The 17,856-nt window shown below is 58.8% G+C and carries 15 protein-coding genes; 14 read left to right on the forward strand and 1 reads right to left on the reverse strand.

The genetic code is table 11. The features are described 5' to 3' along the window. The 9 genes from AACX78_RS07545 to AACX78_RS07585 all read left to right on the forward strand — a co-directional run. On the forward strand, window positions 1-942 hold a 942-nt coding region (locus AACX78_RS07545; protein WP_236556295.1), incomplete at its 5' end, for a DUF4062 domain-containing protein. Window positions 943-1,171: 229 nt separating this feature from the next. Further along, window positions 1,172-1,726: a DUF3305 domain-containing protein gene (locus AACX78_RS07550; RefSeq protein ID WP_159165821.1), complete on the forward strand. Its 555-nt coding sequence runs from the start codon at window positions 1,172-1,174 to the stop codon at window positions 1,724-1,726. Further along, window positions 1,719-2,321 (forward strand): DUF3306 domain-containing protein, encoded by a 603-nt coding sequence (locus AACX78_RS07555; protein WP_159165822.1) that lies wholly within the window; start codon window positions 1,719-1,721, stop codon window positions 2,319-2,321. Before AACX78_RS07550 ends, AACX78_RS07555 begins: the two co-directional genes overlap by 8 nt. 104 nt (window positions 2,322-2,425) lie before the next feature. Continuing rightward, window positions 2,426-4,168 carry a 4Fe-4S binding protein gene (locus AACX78_RS07560; protein WP_407704431.1) on the forward strand — a complete coding sequence of 581 codons (1,743 nt, stop codon included), beginning with the start codon at window positions 2,426-2,428 and terminating at the stop codon, window positions 4,166-4,168. A gap of 10 nt (window positions 4,169-4,178) precedes the next feature. Then, window positions 4,179-4,811 (forward strand): TorD/DmsD family molecular chaperone, encoded by a 633-nt coding sequence (locus tag AACX78_RS07565; protein ID WP_159165823.1) that lies wholly within the window; start codon window positions 4,179-4,181, stop codon window positions 4,809-4,811. 73 nt (window positions 4,812-4,884) lie between these two features. After that, complete coding sequence (locus AACX78_RS07570) at window positions 4,885-5,088, forward strand: transcriptional initiation protein Tat (RefSeq protein WP_021229865.1); 204 nt, start codon at window positions 4,885-4,887, stop codon at window positions 5,086-5,088. A 23-nt stretch (window positions 5,089-5,111) separates the two neighbouring features. Beyond that, window positions 5,112-8,000 carry a formate dehydrogenase subunit alpha gene (locus AACX78_RS07575; RefSeq protein WP_159165824.1) on the forward strand — a complete coding sequence of 963 codons (2,889 nt, stop codon included), beginning with the start codon at window positions 5,112-5,114 and terminating at the stop codon, window positions 7,998-8,000. Between the two features lie 4 nt (window positions 8,001-8,004). After that, the gene (gene fdh3B / locus AACX78_RS07580) at window positions 8,005-8,664 is read left to right on the forward strand and encodes a formate dehydrogenase FDH3 subunit beta (protein ID WP_058393423.1); all 660 of its coding nucleotides are present in this window, start codon (window positions 8,005-8,007) and stop codon (window positions 8,662-8,664) included. Further along, window positions 8,661-9,614, forward strand: a complete 954-nt coding sequence (locus tag AACX78_RS07585) for a formate dehydrogenase subunit gamma (protein WP_058393422.1) — start codon at window positions 8,661-8,663, stop codon at window positions 9,612-9,614. The genes fdh3B and AACX78_RS07585 overlap by 4 nt, the downstream gene beginning before the upstream one ends. A 33-nt stretch (window positions 9,615-9,647) precedes the next feature. On the opposite strand, the gene AACX78_RS07590 is transcribed toward AACX78_RS07585, so the two are convergent. After that, window positions 9,648-10,436 carry a substrate-binding periplasmic protein gene (locus tag AACX78_RS07590; protein ID WP_236556296.1) on the reverse strand — a complete coding sequence of 263 codons (789 nt, stop codon included), beginning with the start codon at window positions 10,434-10,436 and terminating at the stop codon, window positions 9,648-9,650. A gap of 236 nt (window positions 10,437-10,672) precedes the next feature. Here AACX78_RS07590 and AACX78_RS07595 point away from each other — a divergent pair, with 236 nt between their 5' ends. The 5 genes from AACX78_RS07595 (at window position 10,673) to AACX78_RS07615 (ending at window position 17,816) form a co-directional block, all read left to right on the forward strand. Then, a complete protein-coding gene (locus tag AACX78_RS07595; protein WP_159165825.1) occupies window positions 10,673-12,388 on the forward strand; it encodes an NAD-dependent malic enzyme in 1,716 nt (571 codons plus the stop codon). A 398-nt stretch (window positions 12,389-12,786) separates the two neighbouring features. Further along, window positions 12,787-14,025, forward strand: coding sequence for a uracil-xanthine permease family protein (locus AACX78_RS07600; protein WP_059112057.1), 1,239 nt, complete (start codon window positions 12,787-12,789; stop codon window positions 14,023-14,025). Between the two features lie 542 nt (window positions 14,026-14,567). Then, a complete protein-coding gene (locus tag AACX78_RS07605) occupies window positions 14,568-15,299 on the forward strand; it encodes a substrate-binding periplasmic protein (protein WP_059112056.1) in 732 nt (243 codons plus the stop codon). Window positions 15,300-15,338: 39 nt separating this feature from the next. Then, on the forward strand, window positions 15,339-16,865 hold the full coding sequence (locus AACX78_RS07610; RefSeq protein ID WP_059112055.1) for a methyl-accepting chemotaxis protein: 1,527 nt from the start codon (window positions 15,339-15,341) through the stop codon (window positions 16,863-16,865). A gap of 210 nt (window positions 16,866-17,075) precedes the next feature. Continuing rightward, a complete protein-coding gene (locus AACX78_RS07615) occupies window positions 17,076-17,816 on the forward strand; it encodes a dienelactone hydrolase family protein (protein WP_159165826.1) in 741 nt (246 codons plus the stop codon). Window positions 17,817-17,856: the final 40 nt, after the last annotated feature.

Genomic DNA, 17,856 nt, shown 5'->3' on the forward strand with positions numbered 1-17,856 from the left:
GAATATAATATGGCGAAGCCAAGAGTTTTTGTTTCTTCAACATACTATGATTTAAAGCATATAAGAAATAGTTTAGAAGCATTCATTGATGGTATGGGATATGAAGCTGTATTATTCGAAGATGGAGATATACCATTTCATCACGATTCACCACTTGATATATCATGTTATGAAGAAATAAAAAACTGCCATATTTTAGTGTTGATTATTGGTGGGCGGTATGGAAGTCCTATTTCAGAATCAGAATCAGAAACTGAAATAGGATTGGATTTTTACAACTCAGTGACCAAAAAGGAATATGAGACAGCACGAAAAAATGATATTCCAATATATATTTTCATAGAGAAAAATGTTCATTCAGAATATCACACGTATAAGAAAAACAGGAAAAACCAAAGCATTGAATATGCACACGTAGATAATGTTAATATATTCAAACTAATAGATGACATTTATGCTCAAAAGAGAAACAATATAATAAGAGATTTTGAGAAGTTTGATGATTTATCTAGCTGGCTTAAGGATCAATGGGCGGGATTATTTGCTGATTTTTTATCAGATAAAAAGAGAGATAAGGAACTGGAGGATCTTTCAGCACAGGTGTCAGGGCTTAAAGAACTTAGCTCTGTTCTAAAAAATTACACAGAATCTATAATGGCAAAACTTCAGCCGGAAAACTTTGAGCAAATAATCAGGGCGTCAAATAAATCCCTCAGGGAAAGTTATATTAAAATTTTCGAAAACAACCCAATGATTAAATATTTCTTAGGCTGTTCACCAAAAGGAATAGGTGTTGCGAGATTATATGATGCGTTCGAAAAATCGAAAGATGTTGGCGAGTTTCTGACATCTGCTGGCTATGATGATGAATTTATCCATGATATGGAAAATAACACGAGTGCACATCGAGACTTTGATCTTCTAAAAAAAGAGATTGGATAGCTTTATATACAATCGTAGATTGCGAACTACTAGAGCGTACTCTATCTAACGGTTGTGTGTTGGAATTGCTGAGCATCCTGCCAGCCTCGATGGAAAACCTTATCCCACCTTGGCCCCACTCTTGCTAAGTCTTATCCCATTGATGGCCGTGGCCGCCCTGAATCTCCTGCTGTGATACGCCCCGAACGGGGTGGATCACGGGGGAGGGCGGCCCGGTAGAGACCTTCTGATGGGAGCCGTGACAGTGCAAGACACAAGCAAACCCCTCTCCCCGCAGCGCTGGCTGAAGCTGGAGTTAAAGGCCATCGACAGCCAGGTTGGCCGCTGGCATAGCCGCCGTTTCGAGATTGCGGCGCTCCACCCTGCCGAACCTGAGGCCGCCGGTGCGCTGCCCCTTACCCTGTTTCGCGATGAGCGGGGGGATTATCGCTTCAATTTGAGCTCCGGTTCGCCCCGCCTCTTTGTGACCGGAAGCCGCGTGGACAATGGCTTTTTGGCCGATGGCCTGACCCTGAGCCAGACCGTGGCCGCCGCCTATATGGATGGCGAGCGGCAGGTGCTCTCCTGCCCGCTGCCCGAGGCACTGCAAGCCTGGGTCGAGGCCTTTATCGGCCGCCACGGCGAGCTGCTGGAGGCCCGTCGTAAGGGCAAGAAGGGCAAGGGGCGGGCGCAGGATCAGCTCGGTGTCGATAGCCAAGATCAAGTCAGCTGCGGCGCCGTCAAAGCCACCGGCCCCGATGGCCGCGAGCGTGGCAGCGACGTCGGAAACAGTGCCCATGAGTGAGTTCCTCAAGCGCTGGTCGTCTCGCAAGAGTGAGGCGCGCAAGCATCAGCCATTGCAGCCAAGGGAAGAGGTCATTTCCGAGGTGGTTGCTGCCCCCATCGAAGGCAGTGGCGAAGGTGAAATTCCAGATATTGCAATGAATAACGCCGTAGTCAGCACTGACAATGGGTGCTGTGAACCTCTTGCCGTTGAGGGGGCTGAGAGTAGCGAACCGTCGCTAACAACGGCCCGGCCGGGCAAGGCCAAACTCCCCGACAAGGAGGCGCTGCGGGCCATGTTTCGTAGCCACAAGCCGGATGGGCTCGACGACTACACCCAGGATTTCAGCCAGCCCGAATTGCTGCCTGCGGCCCTGACCGCCGGGCTGCGCAACTGGCTGGTTGATCAGGTGACAGCCCTTGAGAGCGAGACGGCCAATCCAGCCACCGGAGCTGCTGAACCGGCCGCGGTTATGAGCATTGCTGCCGCAGACGAGCCGAACGGACTGGCTGATAACCATTCTCAAACCCCCACCGACGATTGGGACATTTTGGTTTCCCGTGATGGACAAAATGTCCCAACCAAGGATGGGGGAATGGAACCCTCAGGATCCTGACTCCCTGTCAGTTACTTTTTTTCCGGGGGAGTTGGCTCGCCTCTTGCTCTCCCGGTAGACCAACAAGCGCCCCATCCCATGAGGTGGCGCGCACAGGAGTGCATGTGAGCATCGAACTACCAATTTCAACCTTGCCCCTTTATGAGGGTCGCGCGGGGCGCAGTGAGCAGCATGGCGATCGCAACAGCCGTGCCCGTGCCTATGCCCTGCAGCATACGGTCAAGACAGATAACCTGATCCCGGCCACTGTTTCTTACCAGAGTCAGGGGCGCCTGCTGCTGGTCGGCCCGGAAGATCGCATTCGCCGCACCGCCAGCCTGCTGCCCGCCGGGGTGAAGTCCACCCTGCTGGTGACCGAAGCGGTCCACGATGCCGAGGCGGCAGATCTCGAGACCATTTTTGACGCCACCGCATCCCTCGCGGCCCTGACCCTGCGCGAGCCGAGCCTGACAGGGTATCTGGGGCAGTTCCAGCTCACCGGCCTCAATGGGCAGGGGGAGCGAGTTAACCTGGCTGTGCTCTGTTTTCCACAACAAGCGACGGTGGGTAGCGAACCGCGCTTTGATCTGGTGGCCGATCTGGGCCGCACCCCGCTCTTTGCACTGGAGCGACCGCCGGTCGGTTATCTGCATCTGGCCGATGACCAAGGGCTGGCCGAACGGCTTGCCGAGCTTTGCGTGCTGACCGGTATCTTCGACAAGCCGCGCTATTTTCGCCTCGACCCCGAGGCCTGCGCCTTTACCGCCCGCGGCGTGCCCGGTTGCAGCCGCTGTCTCGATGTCTGCCCGACCGATGCCCTCAAGCCCATCAATGGCCGCATCCAGATCGATCCCCATCTCTGTCAGGGCTTCGGCAGCTGTGCCACTGCCTGCCCGACCGGGGCGATTGCCTATCGCCAGCCCGATGCACACACCAGCGGCGACTACCTGCTGCGCTTGCTCAAGCACTACCTGGAGGCGGGCGGCGAAGCGCCCCAGCTGCTGATCGCCGGTGAAAACGAGCGCGAATGGGTGGAAGCCGCACTCACCCGCCTGCCCGCCAACTGGCTGCCGGTCTGGGTGGAGGAGAGCGCGAGTTTAGGTATCGAGAGCTGGTTCGCTGCCCTCGCCTATGGCGCCAGCGCGGTGCGCATTGCACTCGGTGATGATGCCCCCGCAAGCGTCCGTGCGCTGCTGGAACGGGAACTGGCGAGTGCCGCCGTGCTGCTGGTTGGCGCCGGTCTTGCTGCCGCTCGCATCGCCCTGTTTAACGCAGATGTTGAAATAGATGAGCCAATTTCCGGCCAGCCAGCTGTTGCTCTGCTGAAGAGGCCGCTCAAGGGAGACAAACGGGAGAACCTGTTTGCCGCCTTCGACGCCCTCTGGCAGGTCAATCAGGGCAGCCGCGAGATGTTGGCTGTGCCCCGTGGCGCCCCTTACGGCAGCGTGGAACTGAAAGAGTCTGATTGCACCCTCTGCATGGGCTGCGTGGCGGTCTGCCCGACCCGCGCCCTCCACTCTGTGGGACACACGCCTGGCCTCAACTTTATCGAGCAGGACTGCATCCAGTGCGGCATGTGCGAGAAGGCGTGCCCCGAGCAGGCCATAGTGCTCACACCACGTCTGCAGCCTGTGCCCGAGGCGCGCCGCGCCGTGCAGAGCCTGAAAGCCGAAGAGGCTGCCTGCTGCATTCGCTGCTCCAAGCCGTTTGCCCCTGCCTCGATGATCCGCCGCATCCAGCAAAAGCTGGCCGGTCACTCCCACTTTCAGAACGAGGCCGCCCAGCGGCTGCTGATGTGTGAGGACTGCCGGGTCAAGGATGTGTTTTCAGCGCTGGCGGCGGATCCTGCCGCCCAGCTCAAGATATGAGGGGCCTGTGATGAGTGAACAACCTAACAGCCATACCGTACTGAATGCAGGCGAACTGACCGTGACCGAACTGGAACAGAGCAGCGCCGACATGTATGCCCTGCTGGCGAGCCTCTGGCGTGCCGCGCCCCGTGGCGAGCAGCTTGTCTGGCTGCAAGGCTTGCAGGCTATGCCGGGCCCCTTTGCCAGAGGATTGGGGCTGGTGCAGCTGGCGGCCAGTAGCCATCACGAAAATGAGCTTGCCGAGGAGTATCAGAACCTCTTTATCGGGCTGGGGCGCGGGGAAATCGTGCCCTTTGCCTCCTGGTACCTCACTGGCTCCCTGATGGAGCTGCCGCTGGCGGTGCTGCGCGCCGATCTGCAGTCCCTCGGTTTCGAGCGCCAGAGCGGGGTGTGCGAGCCGGAAGATCATCTGGCCGCCCTCTGTGAGGTGATGGCGGTACTGATTGGCGAGCAGCACCCGGATCGCAACCGCTTCTATGAACGCCACCTTGCCCCCTGGGTACTCGCCTGCTGCCGCGATCAGCAACAGGCGAAAGGGGGCAGCTTCTACCGGGCGGTCGGGGCGCTGGCCGAAGATTTCTTCAGGCTGGAAAACGAATTGCGCCTGCCGTTTGGTAGCCCTGTGGTAACGCTGCCATGAAGCGGCACCCACTCACTCATAGCGAAGCCGGCACAGTGCTGCTGGCCATAACAAAAACAGAGGTCACAGAAAGATGAGCGATGAAAAGCTGAAAGACCCGTCCCGCCGCAATCTGATCAAGGGAGTTGGCGTGGTCGCCACCATAGGCGTGCTGGCCGGTGCCACCGGTCGGGTGGTGGGCAAAGAGGTGCTGACCCACGACACCGAGCCTGACAAGGGCTATCGGGAGACCCCCCATGTTCACGACTTTTATCGCACCCTGCGCGGCACTGACTGAGCCGGATCAGTGAAGGAGAATTCATGAAACTGACAAAACGTGCCGAGCAGCCCCAAGTGGGCGAGCAGGGCCACTTGCAGAATAATGCAGCCGCTCGCGGTCAGGGGCTGACCCGTCGCGCCTTTATGGTCAACTCAAGTCTGGTGGCCGGTGGCGCCGTGGCCGCCGGTTGGCTGGCCCCGGCCATGATGCAGCGGGCCGAGGCCAAAACCGTGGCGGCCGAGGTGCCGGTCGAGGTGAAGCGCACCATCTGCTCCCACTGCTCGGTGGGCTGCGGCGTCTATGCCGAGGTGCAAAACGGCGTCTGGACCGGTCAGGAGCCCGCCTTTGATCACCCCTTCAACCTCGGCGGCCACTGCGCCAAGGGGGCGGCCCTGCGCGAGCACGGCCACGGTGAGCGTCGCCTCAAATACCCAATGAAGCTGGTGGGCGGCAAGTGGCAGCGCCTGAGCTGGGAGCAGGCCATCGAAGAGGTGGGCAACGAAGTGCTGCGCCTTCGCAAGGAGTCCGGCCCCGACAGCGTCTACTGGCTCGGCTCCGCCAAGCACTCCAACGAGCAGGCCTACCTGTTTCGCAAGATGGCGTCCCTGTGGGGCACCAACAACGTGGATCACCAGGCGCGGATCTGCCACTCCACCACGGTGGCTGGCGTAGCCAATACCTGGGGCTACGGCGCCATGACCAACAGCCTGAACGACATGCACAACAGCAAGTCGATCATGTTTATCGGCTCCAACCCGGCGGAGGCCCACCCGGTCGCCATGCAGCACATCCTGCTGGCAAAAGAGCGCAACGGCTGCAAGATCCTGGTGGTTGACCCGCGTCGCACTCGCACCGCCGCCAAGGCGGACATGTACCTCTCTCTGCGTCCGGGCACCGACGTCGCCTTTATCTGGGGCATGCTCTGGCACATCTTCAAGAACGGCTGGGAAGACAAGGAGTTCATCCGCACCCGTGTCTATGGCATGGACGAGGTGCAAAAAGAGGTGGCGCGCTGGACGCCTGCGGAAGTGGAGCGGGTGACCGGCCTGAGTGAAAAAGAGGTGTATGGCGCCGCCAAGTTGCTCTCCGACAACCGCCCTGGTTGCGTGGTCTGGTGCATGGGCGGCACCCAGCACACCACGGGCAACAACAATACCCGTGCTTACTGCATCCTCGAACTGGCCCTCGGCAATGTGGGCAAGAGCGGGGCGGGCACCAACATCTTCCGTGGTCACGACAACGTGCAGGGCGCCACCGACTTTGGCGTCACCTCCGACTCATTGCCCGGTTACTACGGGTTGGAAGAGGGTTCCTGGAAGCACTGGGCCCGGGTGTGGGACCTCGATTACGAGTGGATCAAGGCACGTTTTGACAACAAGGCCTACAACGGCAAGTTGCCGATGCAGAACAATGGCATTCCTGTCTCCCGCTGGGTGGATGGTGTGCTGGAGAACGCCGACCTCATTGAGCAGGGCGCCAATATCCGCGCCATGTTCTACTGGGGCCATGCGGTCAACTCCCAGACTCGCGGCCCCGAGATGAAGAAGGCGATGCAAAAGCTCGACATGATGGTGATTGTCGACCCGTACCCCACAGTCGCCGCCGTCATGAACGATCGCACCGACGGCGTCTACCTGCTGCCGGCTACCACACAGTTCGAAACCTATGGCTCCGTCACCGCCACCAACCGCTCCATGCAGTGGCGCGACAAGGTGATAGAACCCCTGTTCGAATCCAAGGTCGACCACGAGATCATGTATCTGCTGAGCAAGAAACTCGGTTTTGCCGATGAGCTGTTCAAGCACATCAAGGTGGAGAACAACGAGCCGCTGCTGGAAGACATCACCCGCGAATACAACCGCGGCATGTGGAGCGTGGGCTACACAGGCCAGAGCCCGGAGCGGCTCAAGGCGCACCAGCAGAACTGGCACACCTTCCACAAGACCAACCTCAAGGCCGAAGGCGGCCCGGTCAGTGGCGAAGTGTACGGTCTGCCCTGGCCCTGCTGGGGCACTCCCGAGATGAAGCATCCCGGCAGCCACATCCTTTACGACACCAGCATTCCGGTGTCGGAAGGGGGCGGCGGTTTCCGCGCCCGTTTCGGCATCGAGTATCAGGGCGTGTCGCTGCTCGCCGAAGACTCCTGGCCCAAGGGCAGTGAGGTGGAGGATGGCTATCCGGAGATCACCGCCGATCTGCTGAAGCAGCTCGGCTGGTGGGACGAGCTGACCGAGGCCGAGAAGAAAGAAGCCGAGGGCAAGAACTGGAAGACGGATCTGTCCGGCGGCATCCAGCGGGTCGCCATCCAGCACGGCTTCGTGCCCTACGGCAACGCCAAGGCGCGCTGTGTGGTGTGGACCTTCCCGGATCAGGTGCCCAAGCACCGCGAGCCGCTCTACACCCCGCGTCGGGATCTGCTGGCGGACTACGCCACCTGGCCTGATTCGAAGAGCCTGTGGCGCCTGCCGACCCAGTACGCCTCTGTGCAGGAGAAGGACGTCAGCAAGGAGTTCCCGATCATCCTCACCTCCGGCCGTCTGGTGGAGTACGAGGGGGGCGGCGACGAGACCCGCTCCAACCCCTGGCTCGCCGAGCTGCAGCAGGAGATGTTCGTCGAGATGAACCCGGCGGATGCCAACGACGTCGGCGTGCGCGACGGTCAGGATGTGTGGGTCGAGGGGCCGGAAGGGGGCCGGGTGCTTGTCAAGGCGCTAGTGACCCCAAGGGTCAAGCCGGGGCTGGCCTTTATGCCGTTCCACTTCGGCGGTCACTTCGAGGGCAAGGATCTGAGATCCAAATATCCGGAAGGGTCTGACCCTTATGTGCTGGGGGAGTCGGTCAACATAGTCACCACCTATGGTTATGACCCTGTCACCCAGATGCAGGAGACCAAGGTCACCCTGTGCCGCTTTCGTAAAGTAGGAGCCTGAGACCATGGCCAAAATGAAATTCATGTGTGACACCAAGCGCTGCATCGAGTGCAACGGCTGTGTGACGGCGTGCAAGAACGAGAACGACGATGCGCTGGAGTGGGGCATACAGCGCCGCCGGGTGGTGACCCTCAACGACGGCCTGCCAGGGGAGACCTCCATCTCGGTGGCGTGCATGCACTGCACCGACGCCCCCTGCATGGCGGTCTGCCCGGCAGACTGCTTCTACCACACAGATGACGGCATAGTGCTGCACAACAAGGATCTCTGCATCGGTTGTGGTTACTGCCTGTTTGCCTGTCCGTTCGGTGCCCCACAGTTTCCCAAGAGCAGCGCCTTTGGGGAGCGGGGAAAGATGGACAAGTGCACCTTCTGTGCCGGTGGCCCGGAGGAGGACCACAGCGAGGCGGAGCGCCAGAAGTACGGTGCCAACCGCATCGCCGAGGGCAAGCTGCCCATGTGTGCCGAGCTCTGCTCTACCAAGGCTCTGCTGGCCGGTGATGCGCAGGTGATCTCCGACATTTTCCGCGAGCGGGTCGCCTATCGCGGGGCCCCTCACGCCGCCTGGGGCGGGGATGAGCAGGATCTGTTCCATGACGCCAGCCAGCCGCGCGATGGCAGAGGCAAGGGGCTCAAGCTTGGCAAGCAGGAGGGCGGCCAATGAGACACTGGCTGACGGCGCTGCTGACGGCCTTGCTGCTGTTCAGTGCGCCCGGTTTTGCCGATGCCGAAAAAGAGACGGTCGGCTTTGCCGGCGCCGACTACTGGCGGGCGGTGAAGGATGGAGAGGTGGGCATCACCACCTCCAGGGGCGCCGAACACGGTGTGCTGATCAATGTGACCGGTGAACAGTGGCGTACCCTGCGTAATACCTGGGTCTCGCCGTTCGGTGCTCTGGCCATAGGTGGTTCCGTCCTTGCCTTGCTGCTGTTCTACCTGTGGGCAGGCCAGCTCAAGCTGGCTCACCCTCGCACCGGTCGCAAGGTGCTGCGTTGGACCCCGTTTGAACGTGCCTTGCACTGGTATACGGCGGCGCTTTTTCTGCTGCTTGCGCTTAGTGGCCTGATCCTGCTCTACGGCAAGTTTGTGATCCGCCCGTTCGGGGATGGGGTGTGGGGGGCCGCTATTCAGGGCGCCAAGCTGACGCACAACTACCTGGGGCCTCTGTTCGTGCTGGGGCTGCTGGTGATGATCCTCAAATGGTTGCGCCACAATCTGCCGACCCGGGTGGATTGGGAGTGGTTCCGCCAGGGTGGGGGCATCTTGCCCAATGGCAAGCATCCGGATGCGGCGTTTTGCAACGGCGGGGAGAAGGTATGGTTCTGGCTGCTGTGCAGTGCGGGCCTGCTGGTCTGCATCACAGGGCTGGTGCTCGACTTCCCCCTGTTTGGTCAGACCCGGGAAGTGATGGCAGTGAGCAACCTGTTGCACGGGATCGGTGCCATCGGGCTGATTGCCGCCTCATTCGGTCACATCTACATAGGGACTGTGGGAACAGAAGGGGCGCTGGAGGGAATGAAGAGCGGCTATGTGGACGAGAGCTGGGCCAGGCAGCACCACAGGCTCTGGTTTGAAGAGGTCAAGGATCAGCTCGACAAGCCGGATGGTCGTTGAGCCGCAGCACTGAGATCGGGGCTGGTCCCGATCTCAGTACTCCCCTCGTTCCAGTCGATCGAAATAGTCCTGATAGCGTCCGCTGGTGATGGCTTGCTGCAATTTCTGGTTGAACTGGGCCTGCAATCTGGCCGAGTCCGGCATCTTGTGCGGGAACATCACGAAGCTGTTGTTTTGCAAAAAGGGTGTCTGGCTGTGGGTGATGGTCGCTGCGGTGGCCGGATCAAATTCTTTGCGCAGTGCGGTCAGACCGATGCGCAGCTCCTGAGGATAGAGGTCGATCCGGCCGCGCAGCAATTTGCCGAAATTGAGCTTGATGTCTGTGACCCGCTGCTGGCTTACCTTGCCCTCTGCCACCATGGCATCAAGCTCGGGCCCGTAGCTGTAGGCAATGTCGCCCCCCAGACGCAGGCCTGCAATCTGGTCCAGTCGCTCGGCGTTCAACTGCCGTGACGTGAGCGAGAAGAAGACGAACTGCTCCTGCAATACCGGCTCGCTGAACAGAAAGTCCTTCTCCCGTTCCGGCTTGTGCATCCAGACAGCGGTGGCGTCATAGAGCTGGCTGCCTGCCGCCAACGAATAGACCCGGCCCCAGGGGGCAAAGTGATATTTGACGCTATAGCCCGCTTCCTGAAACAGATCGCTGATGAGGTGAGCCACGGGGCCGTAGTGTTTCGACTGCTCCGAGACGAAAGGGGGCCATTCACCGACTATGATGTTGAGCACCCTGGGCGGCGTGGCCATGGCAGGGGGACTCGACATGGCCAGCAACAGCAAGACCGGCAGCATCAGACGCAGAGAAATAAGCTTGGCTATCAACAATATAGAAACCACTCTTGGCTGGTGGACAGTGAAGGATGGTCAGAATGGCCGCAATCCTAGCATGACTTTTGTCCATTTGTCGCAACACTGGCTGAGTGTCACTTTGGCTTGGTATTTTGGCCGCAGGGTATGCCCAAGCTCACAAAACCGAAAGATTAAACGGCATATGATTGATTTCATTATGAGTCTTGCTCTCCTGCCGAACGGCAACTTCACGTAAATCAAAGAGAATGACTATGGCTACCGGACAATATCTGCTGTGGAAAGATGCACAGGGACAGGATTTTCGCCCCGTTGCACTGACAGGCACTGACCTGCTCAACGATCGCAACCTTAACAAGGGCACCGCCTTCACCGAACAGGAGCGCGCCGACTTCGAGCTCGACGGCCTGCTGCCTCCTCAGGTGCAAACCTTTGAAGCCCAGCTGGAGCGGGTGTATCAGGGATTTCTGAGCGCCTGCAGCGACATCGAGAAGTACCAGAACCTGCGTGCCTTGCAGGATCGCAACGAAACCCTCTTCTATGCCCTCTTGTCCCGTCACGTGGAGGAGATGACCCCCATCATCTATACCCCGACCGTCGGCAAGGCGTGTCAGGAGTTCAGCCACCGTTACCAGAAGGCGCGCGGCCTCTATATCACTCCGAAAAACGTCGAGGACATGGGCTCTCTGGCGCGTCATCTGGACGCCAAGTCGGTGCGCATTATCGTGGTGACCGACAGCCAGGGGATCCTGGGGATCGGTGATCAGGGGGTGGGCGGCATGGGCATTCCCATCGGCAAACTCTCCCTCTATACCCTGGCGGCCGGTATCCACCCCGCCTGCTGCCTGCCCATAGCGCTGGATGTGGGCACTGACAATCAGGCCCTGCTGGATGACCCCATGTATCTGGGTCAGCCTCACAGACGGATCCGTGGCAAGGAGTACGACGACTTCATCGAAAAGTTCGTGGCCGGGGTCAAGCGCCACTTCCCGAACGCCGTCTTGCAGTGGGAAGACTTCAGCAAGTCCAACGCCTTCAACAATCTCTCCCGTTACCAGCAGGCGCTGCCCTCCTTCAACGATGACATTCAGGGCACGGGGGCCGTTGTGCTGGCCGGCATCATAGGGGCGGTCAAGGTGAAAGGGGAAACCCTGGGACAGCAGAACTACCTGGTCTACGGCGCGGGCGCCGGTGGGGTCGGGGTGGCAGATCAGATCTGCGCAGGCATGATCCGTGAAGGGCTGGATCCCCAGGCGGCCCGCGATCGCATCTATATCCTGGATACCCAGGGGCTGGTGTGCGACAACCGCGAAGGGCTAGACGAGTACAAGCGTCGTTACGCCAAGCCGGGTCTGTTGCTGGCGGGCTGGGATACCGAAGCCCCCGGCAAGGCCAATCTGACGGACGTGTTGCGTCATGTGCCCATCACTGTGCTGCTGGGGACCAGCGGCGCCGGTGGCGCCTTCAAGGAGGAGCACATCCAGTTGATGCAAAAACATTGTGCTCACCCCATGGTGTTCCCGCTTTCCAACCCGACTGCCAACTGCGAGGCGCTGCCGGAAGACATCTACCGCTGGAGTCAGGGCAAGGCGATCGTTGCCACCGGCAGTCCGTTCAATGATGTGCACTATGAGGGCAAGCGTTACCGCATCGGACAGGGCAACAACGTCTTCATCTTCCCGGGCGTGGGGTTGGCGGCCATCGTCAGCCAGCTGAGCGAGATCAGCCCGGATATCTTCACCACGGCGGCTTTCGCGCTGGCCGAGTGCGTGAACAAGGAGGATCTGGCCCAGGGCTCCGTCTATCCGCGCATTCGCGAGTTGCGCAATATCTCGGTCCACGTGGCGACCGCCGTGCTCAAAGACATAGTGCGCAAGGATCCGTCCCACCCGCTGATCGGGCAGGATCTGCAGCAGCACATACTGAGCCACATGTGGGAGCCGCTCTACCTGCCTTATCGCCGGGTATAACCGTCCAAGAGAGCAGCATGAGAGGGAGATGGCTTGGGTCATCTCCCTTTTTTTCGTTTGAGCCCGCCATGTGACTGCACCGTCAGATTGATGCTCTTGTCATCCCGGGGTCAGTGGCGACAGAAGATCCCTATTGGTGCTCAATACATGACCCCGCTGAAGAGCTTGTCAATAAACTCCACCAGAAAAACGATTGGCGTCTGCCACAAAAGTGCGTAAAATCGCATACTCGATGCTTGTAGCAACGAATCCCGCCTAAAAAGCCAGTTTCATGCCCTCCCCAAGCAGTAAAAGGTAACAAGTGACGCCTTATGGCTCGTTTCGTGCCTTGAAAAAGTCTTGTGATAACTGAAAAGTGTCAAATATCCCTGTCAGTTATCAAAAAATTAAGGACATCCATGTTTTCCTTAGTCAAGCAAAGTGTCGCCGGGCTGCAAATCCTGTTTGTCGCCTTCGGTGCCATGGTTCTGGTGCCCCTGCTCACCGGACTGAACCCCTCCATGGCCCTGCTTGGCGCCGGTGTGGGAACCCTGCTGTTCCAGCTCTGCACTCGCCGCCAGGTCCCGATTTTCCTCGGTTCCAGCTTTGCCTTCATCGCCCCCATCATTTACGCCACCCAGACCTGGGGACTGCCGTCCACCATGTTTGGCCTGTTTGCCGCCGGTTTCATGTATTTCATCCTGGCGGCACTCATTCGCGTGCGTGGCATGGGCTTTGTGCACAAGCTGCTGCCCCCTGTGGTGATTGGCCCAGTGATCATGGTGATCGGCCTTTCGGTGGCCCAGGTCGCCTGCAACATGGCAATGGGACGTGCCGGTGCCGAGCAGGTAGTTCCGCCCACCACGGCCTTGACCCTGGCGGGTATCTCGCTGGCGGTGACCCTGATTGCAGCCGTGTTCTGCAAGGGCTGGATCAAGCTGATCCCCATACTGTGCGGTGTGATTGCCGGTTACGTCTCTGCCGTGCTGATGGGCCACGTGAGCTTTGAGGGCATGATCAATGCTCCCTGGCTGGCACTGCCCCATTTTGAAACACCGGAGATCAACTGGGCCGCGGCGCTGTTCATGCTGCCGGTGGCCATAGCGCCCTGTATCGAGCACATAGGTGGCGTACTCGCCATCGGCGGTGTGACCGGGCAGGACTACACCAAGAACCCGGGCCTGCACCGCACCCTGGCCGGTGACGGCATAGGTGTCTGCTTCGCCGGTTTCATCGGTGGCCCACCCGTGACCACCTACGCCGAAGTGACCGGCGCCGTGATGATCACCCGCAACTTCAACCCGGTTACCATGACCTGGGCCGCCGTGTTTGCCATCATTCTGGCCTTCTTCGGCAAGTTCAACGCCCTGCTCACCTCCATCCCCATGCCGGTGATGGGCGGTATCATGCTGCTGCTGTTCGGATCCATCGCCGCCATCGGTCTCAAGACCCTGGTGGAGTCCAAGGTGGATCTGGGGCTGTCGCGCAATATCGCCATCGTGGCCGTGACCCTGACTGTGGGCGTTGGCGCGCTGGAGATGAAGATCGGTGACTTCGCCCTGGCTGGCGTCGGTCTGGCCTCGGTCGCCGCCATCCTGCTCAACCTGATCCTGCCTGCCAATTCCGAAGAGGGCGTGATGGACGCCGCCAAGGATTAAGCAAGGGAGCTACCGCTCACTGTGAAAAACAGGAAGCCACCTCAGGGTGGCTTCCTGTTTTTGGTCTGGCAATGAATGAGGTATGGTTATTGTGGTGTTATTTGACACCGTTTCAGCACTAAATGCTCTATTTGGCGTATGTGTTGACGTATCTGCTTTCGTGACCTTAGCTAAAGGACAGGTTTGGCTCTGAGGTTATGCTGCGCAATATGAAAAAATGGATGTGGGTGTTTTCAATCATTTTTTTGTCCCTTGCCTCTCTGGTTGTACGACTTGTCATGGTATTGCACCGGGCAATTTTCCCATCAAGCCCTGGCCATCATGGCGCAGCCACTTCTCATCCTGATCACCAGATCCTTTGGTCAGCCAAGTCAGCCACTATCTCGTTACTACAGCTGATCCACCCCCCATCTGCTTGCTGCCACATGTGTCATGAAGGCGGTGAACCGTGAAAGCCGGCGCGACCCAGCCAGGGTCATGACAGCCCAGTCATCGACAATGGCGGGTATTTAGGGATGAGTTATGAGCAAAGTGAGGTTGCAATGACATATCAACTGTTGTGGAAAAGTGCCCTGTTCTCCGTCTCTTCGGTACTGGCCATGAGCGCAGTTCAGGCCGCACCGCTGAATGTGATGACCGAGGATTATCCGCCCTTCAACATGCAGGGGGAGGGGGGCAAGATCGTCGGGCTCTCTACCGAGGTAGTGGAAGAGTTGCTCAAGCGGGCCGGCGTCGAATACAAGCTGAGCATGATGCCATGGAAGCGTGCCTATGAAGACACGCTCAGCACCCCCAATAACGCCCTCTACTCCACGACGCGGACTCCCGAGCGGGAGGCTCTGTTCAAATGGGTTGGCCCTCTGGTCAACAATAACTGGGTCTTTTTTGCCAATCCCGACTCCAATATCACGATAGCGTCGCTGGAGGATGCCAAGCAGTATTCAGTCGGTGGTTATAACGGTGATGCTGCGGCAGAGTTCCTCAAGGCGCAGGGGTTCGACAAACTGCAACTGGCGGCCAATGACACGGCCAACGTGAAAAAGCTGGAGGCTGGCCGCATCGATTTGTGGGCGACCGGCGAATATCTGGCCCCATATCTGGCCAATCAGGAGAAGACCACCAATCCCAAGCCGGTATTTGTGTTCAAGGAAACCCAGATGAGTTTGGCCTTCAACAAAGAGACACCGGATGATCTCATCAACAAGCTCAACGAGATCCTTGCCGCCATGAAGGCTGACGGCACCATCGAAAAGATCAATGCCAAGTACCAGTAACACCAGGAAGCGGCCAAGTATCGATGTCGGGAGGGAACCATGGATTGGAATAGTCTGAAGTTCAGGATTGCCGTGCTGACCTCCCTGTCGGTGAGTCTGCTGCTGGTACTGTTTGGCGGCTACAACTACAGCGCCGCCAGAGCGGATAGCTATAACAGACAGGCCGCGTTGGTCGAGCAGGCCATCAGCCGGCTGCAGTTGTCTTTGCCCGGCCCGCTCTGGAATTACGAGTCGGCGTTTATCGAGGCATCGCTGAAATCGGAGCTGGCCGCCGATGCGCTCAGCGCCCTGCTGGTAGTGAACAAAGATAAACTGGTGGCGGGGTTTGCCCGTGAGCCTGCTGGCGACATTCAGGGGGTCGCCCAGCTGCCAGCGGATACCGCCGCCTATAGCGGTCATGATCTGGTGTATGACGACAATGGCCAGCAGAACACTGTGGCCAAACTGCTGGTGCTGACCAGCGATGACACCATTCAAATACAGCTTCGCCAACTGCTCATCACCACTGTCTGGCAGATAGTTGTGCTCGATATCTGCATCATATTGTTGCTGATGGTGCTTATTCATCGCAACGTGTTGCGGCCCTTGCATCAAATGAACTCAGCCGTTTCTGACCTGGCCCGGGGGGATGGTGATCTGACGCAGCGCCTCAAGATCCGCCGCCAGGACGAGATGGGGGCTCTGGCTGGCAACATCAATCAGTTCATCGCCAAGCTGCAAGGCACTGTGGCCGAGATCAACACCCTCTCAGCCGGTGTACTGCAAACGGCGGAGCTGTGCGATTCCCTGGCGACCGATACCCGCCGCGGCAGTGATGAACAGCAATCAGAGCTGGATCAGGTGGCGACCGCCATTACCGAAATGAGTCATGCAGTACAGGAGGTCGCAGGCAATGCGGTGAAAACCTCAAGTGCGACCGATGAAGCCAGTCTCTATGTCGATCAGGGCTACAACCTGGCGGGCCATGCCAATGAGGCCATTCATCAACTGGTGGGAGAGGTGGAGCGAGTCGCCAACCTGATCCGCTCGCTCTCGACGGAGAGCAGCAGCATCGGCAACATCATAGAAGTGATCAATGGCATTGCCGAGCAGACCAATCTGCTGGCGCTCAATGCCGCCATTGAAGCGGCCAGAGCCGGAGAGCAGGGCCGTGGTTTCGCCGTGGTGGCCGATGAGGTTCGTACCCTGTCCGGGCGTACCCGGCAATCAACCGAAGAGATCAGTGCCAGCATAAAGCGGCTGCAACAGGCGACACAAAATGTGGTGTCCGGCATGCAGCACAGTCAGGACAAAGCATCGAAGGCAGGTGTCGAAGCGGCAGATGTGCAGGTATCTGTCGAGAAAATAAAGACCCAGGTCAGTCTCATTCGCGAGATGAACATGTATATCGCTCAGGCGTCGGAAGAGCAGCATTCGGTGGCGCAAGAGGTCAGCAACAGTGTCAATCGCATTGCCGGACTCAATAATGACAGTGCCGCCCGGGTGGCTCAGGTAGCGGAGGCAAGCAGCGACCTGCGCCAGTTGTCGGCCCAGCTCGACAGCTTGCTCAAGCAGTTCAGGGTATGAGTTTTTGGTGGAAGAAATGGTCATGATGAGGCGTCACAGATGCCGATAGCACAGCCAATCGGGCGGCGAAATCAGCAAAATAATGAGTTTGTCGATCATCAGGGGCCATTCACGAATGGCCCCTTTGCATATCCGCTTTGCAGAAGGGGGGCGCGGCGTCAGGCGCGGCGGCTACAATCAGAACGCTTGCTCATGACCTAGGAGAGAAAGATGAAGAGAAGATGGATGCTGCTTTTACTTGGGCTGCTATGGGGTGGCGCTGTTCAGGCCGGGGCTGTGTCCTATCAGGTCGATGGTGCGCCCTTCGAGGGTTACTACCTGGCAGCCCCTGACAAGCAGGCACCGCTGGTGGTGCTGGTACATGACTGGGATGGGTTGACAGAGTATGAAATCAAGCGAGCCAGGATGCTGGTAGCGCTGGGTTACAACGTCTTTGCCGCCGATCTGTTCGGTGCAGGAGTCAGGCCGACCGCCATGGAGGACAAGAAACGGCTTACCGGTGCTCTGTACCAAGACAGGCCCAGGATGCGCAAGCTGTTGCAAGGGGCCTTGACCGAGGCCGCCAGGCAAGGTGGGCGGTTGGATAACGCCGTGGCCGTCGGTTACTGCTTCGGTGGTGCCGCTGTGCTTGAGCTGGCCCGCAGCGGTGCCAGTCTCAAGGGGATCGTCAGTGTGCATGGCGGGCTGGAGACACCGGCCGGGCAGGACTACCAGCAGACCCGGGCGAATTTTCTCATTCAGCACGGCAGCGCCGATCAGGCGGTGTCACTCGATCATTTTGCGGCGCTCATTGCCGAGCTGGAGAGTGCGGGCATCAAACATGAGGCGACCAGTTACAGCGGTGCCCCCCATGCGTTCAGTGTGTTTGGCTCGGACAATTACCGCGCCGATGCCGATGCAAAAGCCTGGCAGCGCTTCACCGAATTCCTGGGGGAAGTGACCAGGGGTTAGATCGGCCAGAGTGAGATAGATAGTGAGGTAGAGAGTGAGA

The organism is Aeromonas sp. 9A (assembly GCF_963900955.1).
Classification (GTDB): Bacteria; Pseudomonadota; Gammaproteobacteria; order Enterobacterales; family Aeromonadaceae; genus Aeromonas; species Aeromonas salmonicida.

Coding starts and splice junctions, on each gene's coding strand:
- AACX78_RS07550 (WP_159165821.1), top strand. CDS start 1,172: ATGGGAGCCGTGACAGTGCAAGACACAAGCAAACCCCTCTCCCCGCAG.
- AACX78_RS07555 (WP_159165822.1), top strand. CDS start 1,719: ATGAGTGAGTTCCTCAAGCGCTGGTCGTCTCGCAAGAGTGAGGCGCGC.
- AACX78_RS07565 (WP_159165823.1), top strand. CDS start 4,179: ATGAGTGAACAACCTAACAGCCATACCGTACTGAATGCAGGCGAACTG.
- AACX78_RS07570 (WP_021229865.1), top strand. CDS start 4,885: ATGAGCGATGAAAAGCTGAAAGACCCGTCCCGCCGCAATCTGATCAAG.
- AACX78_RS07575 (WP_159165824.1), top strand. CDS start 5,112: ATGAAACTGACAAAACGTGCCGAGCAGCCCCAAGTGGGCGAGCAGGGC.
- fdh3B (WP_058393423.1), top strand. CDS start 8,005: ATGGCCAAAATGAAATTCATGTGTGACACCAAGCGCTGCATCGAGTGC.
- AACX78_RS07585 (WP_058393422.1), top strand. CDS start 8,661: ATGAGACACTGGCTGACGGCGCTGCTGACGGCCTTGCTGCTGTTCAGT.
- AACX78_RS07595 (WP_159165825.1), top strand. CDS start 10,673: ATGGCTACCGGACAATATCTGCTGTGGAAAGATGCACAGGGACAGGAT.
- AACX78_RS07600 (WP_059112057.1), top strand. CDS start 12,787: ATGTTTTCCTTAGTCAAGCAAAGTGTCGCCGGGCTGCAAATCCTGTTT.
- AACX78_RS07605 (WP_059112056.1), top strand. CDS start 14,568: ATGACATATCAACTGTTGTGGAAAAGTGCCCTGTTCTCCGTCTCTTCG.
- AACX78_RS07610 (WP_059112055.1), top strand. CDS start 15,339: ATGGATTGGAATAGTCTGAAGTTCAGGATTGCCGTGCTGACCTCCCTG.
- AACX78_RS07615 (WP_159165826.1), top strand. CDS start 17,076: ATGAAGAGAAGATGGATGCTGCTTTTACTTGGGCTGCTATGGGGTGGC.